The sequence below is a fragment of the Type-D symbiont of Plautia stali genome (genome assembly GCF_001485335.1).
GTDB classification, from domain to species: Bacteria; Pseudomonadota; Gammaproteobacteria; order Enterobacterales; family Enterobacteriaceae; genus Pantoea; species Pantoea vagans_C.
Window position 1 is genome coordinate 1 of sequence record NZ_BBOC01000137.1, and the last position, 8,966, is coordinate 8,966.

Annotated in this window: 10 protein-coding genes; 5 read left to right on the forward strand and 5 right to left on the reverse strand. The window is 49.8% G+C overall.

The window, feature by feature from the left end; translation table 11 throughout:
- Nucleotides 1–109 precede the first annotated feature (109 nt).
- Nucleotides 110–1,006, forward strand: coding sequence for a LysR family transcriptional regulator (locus PSSD_RS24760; RefSeq protein WP_058974075.1), 897 nt, complete (start codon nt 110–112; stop codon nt 1,004–1,006).
- A 13-nt stretch (nt 1,007–1,019) separates the two neighbouring features.
- On the opposite strand, the gene PSSD_RS24765 is transcribed toward PSSD_RS24760, so the two are convergent.
- From PSSD_RS24765 to PSSD_RS24780, 3 genes are all read right to left on the reverse strand, one after another.
- Nucleotides 1,020–1,826 carry a creatininase family protein gene (locus PSSD_RS24765; RefSeq protein WP_058974076.1) on the reverse strand — a complete coding sequence of 269 codons (807 nt, stop codon included), beginning with the start codon at nt 1,824–1,826 and terminating at the stop codon, nt 1,020–1,022.
- Nucleotides 1,827–2,020: 194 nt separating this feature from the next.
- Nucleotides 2,021–2,944: a substrate-binding domain-containing protein gene (locus PSSD_RS24770; protein ID WP_058974077.1), complete on the reverse strand. Its 924-nt coding sequence runs from the start codon at nt 2,942–2,944 to the stop codon at nt 2,021–2,023.
- Between the two features lie 434 nt (nt 2,945–3,378).
- A complete protein-coding gene (locus PSSD_RS24780) occupies nt 3,379–4,371 on the reverse strand; it encodes a sugar phosphate isomerase/epimerase family protein (protein ID WP_039336942.1) in 993 nt (330 codons plus the stop codon).
- A gap of 237 nt (nt 4,372–4,608) precedes the next feature.
- Here PSSD_RS24780 and PSSD_RS24785 point away from each other — a divergent pair, with 237 nt between their 5' ends.
- Nucleotides 4,609–5,052 carry an Xre family toxin-antitoxin system antitoxin gene (locus PSSD_RS24785; protein ID WP_039336944.1) on the forward strand — a complete coding sequence of 148 codons (444 nt, stop codon included), beginning with the start codon at nt 4,609–4,611 and terminating at the stop codon, nt 5,050–5,052.
- On the forward strand, nt 5,049–5,510 hold the full coding sequence (locus tag PSSD_RS24790; protein WP_058974079.1) for an RES family NAD+ phosphorylase: 462 nt from the start codon (nt 5,049–5,051) through the stop codon (nt 5,508–5,510). The genes PSSD_RS24785 and PSSD_RS24790 overlap by 4 nt, the downstream gene beginning before the upstream one ends.
- A 361-nt stretch (nt 5,511–5,871) precedes the next feature.
- Here the strand turns inward: PSSD_RS24790 and PSSD_RS24795 are convergent, their stop codons facing one another.
- Nucleotides 5,872–6,618: a carboxymuconolactone decarboxylase family protein gene (locus PSSD_RS24795; protein ID WP_072215036.1), complete on the reverse strand. Its 747-nt coding sequence runs from the start codon at nt 6,616–6,618 to the stop codon at nt 5,872–5,874.
- 207 nt (nt 6,619–6,825) lie between these two features.
- On the opposite strand from PSSD_RS24795, the gene PSSD_RS24800 reads away from it, so the two are divergent.
- A complete protein-coding gene (locus PSSD_RS24800) occupies nt 6,826–7,260 on the forward strand; it encodes a DUF4174 domain-containing protein (protein WP_058974080.1) in 435 nt (144 codons plus the stop codon).
- 28 nt (nt 7,261–7,288) lie between these two features.
- Here the strand turns inward: PSSD_RS24800 and PSSD_RS24805 are convergent, their stop codons facing one another.
- Nucleotides 7,289–7,861, reverse strand: a complete 573-nt coding sequence (locus PSSD_RS24805; protein ID WP_039336950.1) for a flavin reductase family protein — start codon at nt 7,859–7,861, stop codon at nt 7,289–7,291.
- Between the two features lie 245 nt (nt 7,862–8,106).
- Between PSSD_RS24805 and PSSD_RS24810 the strand changes: the two genes are divergently transcribed.
- On the forward strand, nt 8,107–8,966 hold an 860-nt coding region (locus tag PSSD_RS24810; protein WP_058974081.1), incomplete at its 3' end, for a LysR family transcriptional regulator.

The window sequence follows — 8,966 nt, forward strand, 5'->3', positions numbered from 1 at the left end:
CATGTGTTCTCCTGGTGTGGTTTTGATGTATTAATCACCGGAAGAGCATTATCTTAAAAGCATCATTTTTCGCACTTACCGATGCCTTAAAGGCAACGCAGGGGAAAGCATGCTTCAGCACCGATTGTTTATTTATCTTGACCAGGTGGCGCGCAGCGGTTCGATTCGCAAGGCCGCTGAACGTCTGCATATTTCGGCTTCGGCGATTAATCGCCAACTGATTGCGCTGGAAGAGGAACTCGGGACACCGCTGTTTCAGCGCTTGCCGCGTAAAATGGTGTTGACCGCGGCAGGCGAAGCGTTGATCCATCATGTGCGCCAGAGTTTTAAAGAGATTGAAATCGCGCAGATGAAGATCGAAGAGTTAAAAGGCTTACGCCGTGGTGAAGTGACGGTGGCGATGATGAGCGGGCTGGCGGCGAATTTGATTCCACTGGCCGCCGCGGAATTTCGTCGGGCGAACCCGCGTGTGAAACTGCAACTGCAACAGTTAACCACCGGTGAGAACATCACTAATGCGGTGGCAAGCGGTGAAGCAGATCTCGGTATTGGATTTGATTTCGAATTGCAGCCGGTGCATCGAAAACTCGCCAGCATGCCCGTGCGTCTTGGTGCGGTCGTAGGAGTAGGGCATCCGTTGGCGGTGAAAGCCAGTTTACGGCTCAGTGATTGCCTGCCTTATCCGGTGGTCATTGCAGATAAATCGATGGTGATTCGGCCTTACCTCAATGAGGTGTTCGCGCGGGCATCAATCAATCTGCATACCGTAATTGAAACCAACTCGATCGAAGTGATGCGTCAGTCTGCGATGATGGATCAAACCCTAACGTTTCTGACGCCGATTGATATCGAATCCGATCAGCGTAGTGGCCGTTTGGTGTATATCCCGGTGCGTGAACTGGCACAGCATAGCCAGACGCTGATGTTGATCGGTCACGATCGTGGCACCAGCGCCATTGGCAGCGTGTTTGCGGAGACGTTGAAAGGGATGATGTCGCCATCGTAGATGGCGGCAACGATTATTGCTTCTGCTTGAGAAAATCGAGATCAAATGCCGCCACTTCGCGCACCAGCTTGATCAATGCGTTAGCGGCACGATCTGTGGCGATCTCGCCGCGTTCCGCATCCGCCGCTGCGGCGTTGCCCGTGGTGCCAGACAGGTGCAGATCCTGCGCCATCCAGCCAAAACCAATTCCCCCTTCAGGGGTGAGAATGCCGCCGGTTTTTTCCAGCGCCACCGAAGTTGACACGAAGTCATCCGCGTAAGCCATCTGCACTAACTCAGGGTGGAGATGCAGCATCATACTGGTTTCTGATTCGCCGCCATGAATCCCGTGTTGCCGCTCATGGGCGCTATACAAGTCAGAGGCATCGATGGTACGGAACCAGCTGGCGCTGACGGCAAACATGCCAAGTTCGATGCGCAACTGACGGCAAACAATTTCCATTAACTGCGGCTGGCCGCCGTGCGAATTCCAGAAAATCAGTTTACGAATCCCCGCGCGCCAGGCACTTTTTGCCACCTCGAACCACACTTTGCCCAGTACCTCATAGGGCAGAGAGAGCGTACCGGGATATTCCAGGTGTTCGTCAGATTTGCCAATCGGTAGCGCAGGTAACACCAACAGCGGTAGGTCATCTGGCATTATCGCGACGGCGCGCTGAATAATCCCTGCGTTGATGGCCGCATCAACCCGCACCGGTAAGTGCGGTCCATGTTGTTCCACGGCGCCAATCGGTAGCACGGCCACCATATTGGCCATATCAAGTTCACTGAATTCCCGAGTGGAGAGATCCCACCACCAAGGCGAAGACGGTTTACGCATGTTGACCTCCATTTTTTAAGCTCAACATAACGGGTTAGCGCTGCAATGGAAGCAACAAAATTCGTACTGAACGTTGCTTTTAAGGCATCACTTAGGACTGAAATGTATGTTGGTGCGCATCAAAGTGCACCCTACGAAAACCGCGCACGATCATCGTAGGGTTGCCATTTATGGCGACCGCAAAGCGCCTGGCATCACTTTTGATTCTTAGTCGTGAATTCCTGATAGTTTTCCTGCGTCACCGTCTGGTAAGGCACCCAGTTATAGGCTTCGGTCTTTTTACCTGTGAGCATATCGTTCGCGACATCTACCGCGCCGGTGGCCTGGCCTTTGGCGTCCTGGAAAATGGTCACCGCCATTTTGCCGTTTTTAATAAATTGCAAACCGTCTGGCGTGCCATCAATGCCTGCCACCAGCACATTGTTTTTCTTCAATTGATCCAGAGCCATAATCGCGCCAATCGCCATTTCATCATTGTTGGCCACTATTGCATTAATATCATTGCCATCCTGCAACCAGGAGAGGGTTTTATCGACGGCCTCATTGCGCTGCCAGTTGGCGGTCTGTTTCTGGATCACCTTTAATCCAGGATGATCCTTGACGTAATCTTCAACCGCTTTGGTGCGCTGACGAGCTTCTTCAGTGGATAACGCCCCCATTAAAATCGCAATGTTACCTTGGTTATTCATACGTTTGCCCAGCGCTTCAATTTCCATCTTGCCGCTTAACGCAGAATCAGAGCCGACATAGGCCATTTTGCCGCTGAGTTTCACCTCTGGTTTTCGGTTAACAAAAATTAGCGGGATATTGGCTTTCTGCGCAGCAGCAATCACCGGCATCACGCCTTGGGTATCAACGGGGTTAACGATGATGGCGTCCGCACCCTGATTGATAAAATCATCGATCTGCTGAATTTGCAGTGAAACGTCGCCCTTGGCATCGGCGAACTGGCTGTTGAGGCCTTTTTCTTTCAACTGCTTTTCCATCTGGCTACGAAGAATAGAAACAAAGTTGAGGTCTAAGTTAGCCAGCGCCACGCCGACCATATAGGTTTTCGCTTGCACACCGAACATGCTGAGCAGACCGAAGATCACCACTAATACTTTGATTATTTTCATCTTTATATCTCTGTAGGGGAGTGACAGATGTGTTTTGCATCCGGGTGCAAAATAAGATCAAAAGCCTTCTAATGGCGCTTATTTTGGGGTTTTGCAGCGGGATGCTTAATCATCACTCTCGGTTGCGGTGGAATAATAGTCAACGTGGCAAACATAGATTCCTTCACCCGGATCACAAAAACAGCGAGTTTTGCACCCAGGTGCATGTCGAAATGCAACCGGGTGCAAAATTTGCAAAAGTTACCCCTTGTCTTATCTTGCATAAGAAGCGCCAGGTTAATTATGTTACAACATACAATGCTGGTCATTAATCATCGACCCATGTGACAGCTGAGCTGTTATCAAAGTTAAACAGAATAAGGGGGGGGGCATATCACACAGGAACTTGAGGCTCTGATTGTCGCCCGGCAACGCTATTGCCGGGCATTGTACCCTTAAACTTCAATACTGGTTAAGAGGGCATTTTGAATAATCTTCTGTGCTTTCAATGGATTCTGTTCACGCTGAGCTTCTTGCAGTGCCGTGATATCGAGCTTATCTAATGCGCGATAAATGTGTTTAAGAAAACGTATGGAAAGATTGGCCGCTTCTACATGGTCTTCACGGAAGGGGAACTGATCCAGTTGCCAGACGCCGTCCCAGTTATTGATTTTGAGCACATAGAAGAACTCAAAAATCTCAGTCATATGAACGGTGCCGACCACTAAATCATCATCCCAACCGCGCAGGTTATCGTTGACGTCCATGCCAAACAGGCGTCCACGATCGATAATCAGCTGCGCGGAATCGGCCGGAGATTCGCCGGCAAACAGGGCATGGCCGAAATCCAGCAGTACACCGACGTTATCAAGGCCAATATCTTCAATCCCTAATAAGGTACGTGCTGCGGAATCCCAGGTCATTTTTACGCGCGGTTCGCGTGGCTTGTATTCGATGGCAAACTTAACATCAGGATTGGCGCTGGCCAGTTCACGCATGCCATCGACGGCCATTTTCCATAGATTTTTGTGATCGACCTGGAATGGGTAGTCCCAACCATCCTGACCCGGCCAAACTTTGACGTAGTTTGCCCCCAACTCACGTACCACTTTGGCCGCGTCATGCATCAATTCAAATGCTTGCTGGCGTAGCGCTGGATCTGGATTGGTAAATGCGCCACGAGAGAATTTGCGCAGGTAAATCTCGGGTGTAACACCAATCGCTTTCAAACCGGCATCTGCCAGCGCCTGCTTAACCTGTTCCACCGTCACGCCTTCGGTGAAAGGATAGGGCACATCAACGTAAGATAAGTCTTCGACACTACCGGCAAGTTTAATCTGATCGAGGGTGCTGAGTGCCGGTCCATAGCCATCCACCGCGTAGCGATCGATATAGTTGGCGAAATGCCATAATCCAGCACCGAATTTAGGGTAGGTGTAGCCACTCATTAGATGTACTCCTCAGATAGGTAAGGACTTAAACGTAAGAATGATTATGTGTGAATATATATTCAACTACGGTTATATATTCCATTTTGCGCCGCGTTACCCTTTGTTCACCAGTGGCGATTGATGAAAATGCAGGGGTAATCACACAAATTTTTCCTGGGTGGCTTCCCTGAGTGGTTGAAATTTGCACGCTTATAACCATATGGTTATAATTCAATATCCAAATGGAGGTATTCAATGAAAACATTCAGCATATCAACGAGTCAGGCTAAACCGCCTCGCTTATGGCAGGTCGCTGGGCTTAACAACTCCGATGGCGTCGCGTTGCTCGGGCAGATCAACGAAGGTCTTGATGGCAAAGTTGCCGGTCTTATCGTTGATTGGGCGCAGATAACGCAAAATGACCTGCGCAAAATGTCGGGCATTCCGTCAACCACCTTTAGTCGAAGCCTGAAAGCGCGATTCAGTGCCGATCAAAGCGAACGACTGGTGCGCATCATTCGCGTTATCGATCGAACCGTCGAGTTGTTCGAAGGTAATAAAGAAGAAGCGCAAAAATGGCTGAATGAGCCAAACAGAGCGTTGAGTTGGAAAGTTCCAGCAGAGCTGATGGCTTCTGAAACCGGAGCTTATGAGGTCATGAAACTGATCACTCGCCTGGAGCATGGGGTTTATTCTTGATTCTCTATCGGCTAACCAAGACAAGGTTTTTGACAACGGCGTGGTCGGGTTACGGCGCAAAAGAGGCTGGAGGGCGATGGAACAGTGTGGGGGTCTCGATGGTTTATGCCTCCGAAACCGCATCGCTCACCATGCTGGAGACTTTGGTGCATCTACATGCGGCGCATCTCATGGAATATTTCACGCTGCTGCGTATAGAAGTGCATGATGAACAAGTACAGGACGCCGATATGGCAGAGTTACCCCGTCATTGGGCTGACGAGGATGCACCACCAGAGTTAGCCGCATACGGTGATGCCTGGTGTTTTAGTCAGAGTTCGATTGCGTTACGCGTACCGAGCGCGTTGTCGCCGGTTGAATACAACTTCTTGTTGAATCCCGAACATCCAGATTTGTACAGAATTGTTCAACGTGCAGAAGTTATCCCGTTTAGGTTTGATAGCCGACTGAAGGCCTGACCTTTGATGAGTAGAGTAACCCGACAAAAGTCGTGATGTGCTTTATCAGGAAAAATATCTTTCATTCTGCGTTGTTTCATTAAAGCATTCTTTAATGAGATCTAAGTTAGCTAAGGGCGGGTAACAACACGCTAGTTTAAACCGAACGCCGTAATTTAACATAATATACATTATCCGTACTTTTATAGTGCATTGATATCTAAGGCTAAATCATGATGTTTCAAGCCCATGCACTCATTAACTGCGTCATGCTTGTTAGTTAAACGCTGTCGGTCGCCATAAATGACGGCCCTACAAGAATGTGTGTGATACTTTGTCGTGTGCGCATTGATGCGCACCAACTCACCGGCTTGCATACGCCTTAATCCTGACGCACCGCCAGCAGCGCTGATGCCAATCGTTCTGCCGTGTTGTTCTGCCCTTGAGCTTCAAAGAATGGCACCAACTCCGCCAACTGATCCGCGCTGAATCCGACGTTCATGCTCACGTTCAAATGCGATTTAAGTTGAGATTCGACACCACTCATCGCTGAAAGCGCGCCTACCGTTGCTAGTTCGCGGTTTTTCCAGCTCAAATTATCACGAGCAAAGATATCGCCAAACAGATGGGATTTAAGATACTGGTCGATTGCCGGCGCGAATTCAAATATCAGCCCTTTGACCGGCGCGCCCACTAATGCAGTCTGATTCTGCGTTCCCGCAGCCAGCATCGCTTCTGCTGATGGCATTGGGTTTGGATCATTACCCACCGCATCCTGTTTACCTTGCTGCTGACGTGTCTCAGCCAACTTCATCAACTCAGTCAATGCATTGAGGCTGCGTGGGAAACCGGCATAGGCATAAAGCTGGACCAATACTTCTTTGCAGTCACTCAACGTTAACCCTGCATCCAGACCACGCTCTAACGCTGTTCGTAACCCCTGCATCTCACCGACGGCCGCGTTTGCAGCAATCAATGCAATGTCTTTTTGCTGTTCGGTCAGTGCATGACGCTGTTTTTGCAGTTGAATTTCAATTTTCTTCCGTTCCGGTTCAGAAGTCATTTCGGCAAAACTCACTGAACTGGCCATGGCTGCACATATGATTAACGCGCTATTAATATTCTTCATCTTTTCCTCGGTTAAACGCTTCGGGAATGCATGATTTCCAGTGTAGGTTGCCACGGTTGGAGGATAAATTGCTTATTTGAGGAAGGCGCTATGAGAAAAATTCATTAATCGATATAGCTGAGCGCGGGTAAAGAAATGTGAAATAAGCCTTCCACGCCGTTGCTTCCGCTACTCTTAATATTCATTCACCCCGTTGGGGAAATCATCATGTCAATTCTGTCGAAAATACCCGGTTTGAAGTTTGTCATTTTCTTTATATTGAGCTGTAGCCTGGCTCATGCAGCTGGCAGCCCCCTATTCCAGTCTTTATCGCCCGACACCGCAGATCTCAACCCGTATCGTTGGCACAATCGCCCGTTGGTGATTTTCGCACCGTCTAACCACGATGCCGCCTACGTTGAGCAAATGGCGATGCTGGAGAAGAACAAAACGGCACTGGCTGAGCGCGATATCATCGTATTAACCGACACCTCACCCAGCGATAAAGGCCAGTTGCGCAGGCAACTTGATCCAAAAGGATTTGAAGTGGTTTTGGTGGGAAAAGATGGGGGCATGAAAATGCGTGAAACTACACCCCTGAATACAGAGGTGTTATTTTCCACCATTGATCAAATGCCGATGCGTAAAGCCAATCTTGACTAAGTGACGTTATAAACAGCGGGATTCACGGTTACTCAACATCCAGCAGTGAACCCGTTTTATAGAAACGTTTGCCCGCGATATAGTGCAAACTGCGCATCTCATCAGGCGCATCTTCGAATAACCAACGCCCTTGTTTAAACACGCGGTTATCCGCCCAGGCGCCTTTTATCTCGCCAATAAACAGGTCGTGATCGTTCTGGTTTTGCGGCAGAGGAATAAGTTCGCAGTATAACCAGGCTGCACATCCCGCTACCAAAGGCAGTTCACTGTCCGGTAACTGGAAGAGTTGCACTCCGGACGCCGCCAGTTTGTCCGTTTCACCGCTGCGAGAATGCGTACCCAAATAATGCACCATCTCTGCCTGACCTGCGGTCGGGACGTGAATCACAAATTTATGGCTCTGCTCAATGAGTTTGCGGGTGAAGGTGGATTTGTCGAGAACCACGGTCAGCTTCGCCGGTTTGAATTCCAGGCCACACACCCAGGAGGCAGACATCACGTTGTCAATGCCATCATGGTGTGAAGAAACCAACGTCGTCGGGCCGTGGTTAATCAGACGATACGCCTTTTCCAGTTCAACAGGTTCGATATGGGAAGTCATGTGTCATTTCCATCTTATTGGGTTCAATCATATTAATGCACTCATCAATAACATTTTACCCTTAGCGGGGAAACCTCACTGCACCCGGCAGGTGCAACAATTGCTCCACGCTATGCTGTTCCTGCGTGTATATCCCTTGAAATAACGCGATCCGTCCATTAATAAAGCCTGGCGCATTTCTTGCCTGTAACAAAAGGTGTCTACCGCTGAAGCTGTTTTCCCATTCATCCAAAGAGGTCAGTGCTATGGAGTTGAAATGGTTCGAAGATTTTCTCAGTGTTGCCCGTTGTTATAGTTTCACTCGCGCCGCAGATGAACGGCATATCACCCAGTCGGCGCTTAGCCGTCGTATTCGCCAGTTAGAAGAGTGGCTGGGGGTGCCGCTATTTGATCGCAACACCTATCCCGTTACCCTCACCCCGGAAGGACAAACCTTTCTCGCGACCGCCAGCGAAACGGTATTTTCTATGACACATCTTCGGCATGACTTGCATCAGCGCTACAGTTCGCGCACTGCCGTGCTGCGCTTCGCGATGTTAAATACCCTTTCGCTGACCTTCTTCCCGGACTGGATCCAACGACTCAATTTGCAACCCAATCTGAGTTACATCCGGTTATGTAACCAAAAGCCGACCTTCGCAGAGCATATCGCCACCTTGCACAGTGGTGAAACCGATTTTCTCCTCACTTATGCGCATGATGCGGTGTCGCTGATCCACCAACTCGCCCCTTATCCCATGGTGCAGTTAGGGCGTGAACGCGCTATCGCCGTCTGTCGTCCAGATAGCGGTGGTAAGCCTCTCTATCCGGTGAGCGCTGACGGCGGTGCTATTCCCTGGCTGAGTTATGGCCAACACACCTTTTTCGCCCACGCGCTGGCGCAAATGTTGATCAAACGCCCGCTGCCACTTGAACCGGTATATGAAAACGGTATGTCGGTGAATCTTAAAGCCATGGTCCTGGCCGGTGGCGGCGTGGCGTGGTTGCCGTTGAGCTTGATTCATGAAGAGTTGGCCAGTGGCAGTTTGGTGCGAGCAGATGACAGCAGTTGGGACATTTCACTCGCCATCCGGCTCTATCGCCAGCCCATTTTGCAAAACCCGCA

Excerpts from the sequence above, each read along its gene's own strand:
- PSSD_RS24795 (WP_072215036.1), bottom strand. The coding sequence starts at position 6,618 with ATGAAGAATATTAATAGCGCGTTAATCATATGTGCAGCCATGGCCAGT.
- PSSD_RS24805 (WP_039336950.1), bottom strand. The coding sequence starts at position 7,861 with ATGACTTCCCATATCGAACCTGTTGAACTGGAAAAGGCGTATCGTCTG.
- PSSD_RS24760 (WP_058974075.1), top strand. The coding sequence starts at position 110 with ATGCTTCAGCACCGATTGTTTATTTATCTTGACCAGGTGGCGCGCAGC.
- PSSD_RS24780 (WP_039336942.1), bottom strand. The coding sequence starts at position 4,371 with ATGAGTGGCTACACCTACCCTAAATTCGGTGCTGGATTATGGCATTTC.
- PSSD_RS24770 (WP_058974077.1), bottom strand. The coding sequence starts at position 2,944 with ATGAAAATAATCAAAGTATTAGTGGTGATCTTCGGTCTGCTCAGCATG.
- PSSD_RS24785 (WP_039336944.1), top strand. The coding sequence starts at position 4,609 with ATGAAAACATTCAGCATATCAACGAGTCAGGCTAAACCGCCTCGCTTA.
- PSSD_RS24765 (WP_058974076.1), bottom strand. The coding sequence starts at position 1,826 with ATGCGTAAACCGTCTTCGCCTTGGTGGTGGGATCTCTCCACTCGGGAA.
- PSSD_RS24800 (WP_058974080.1), top strand. The coding sequence starts at position 6,826 with ATGTCAATTCTGTCGAAAATACCCGGTTTGAAGTTTGTCATTTTCTTT.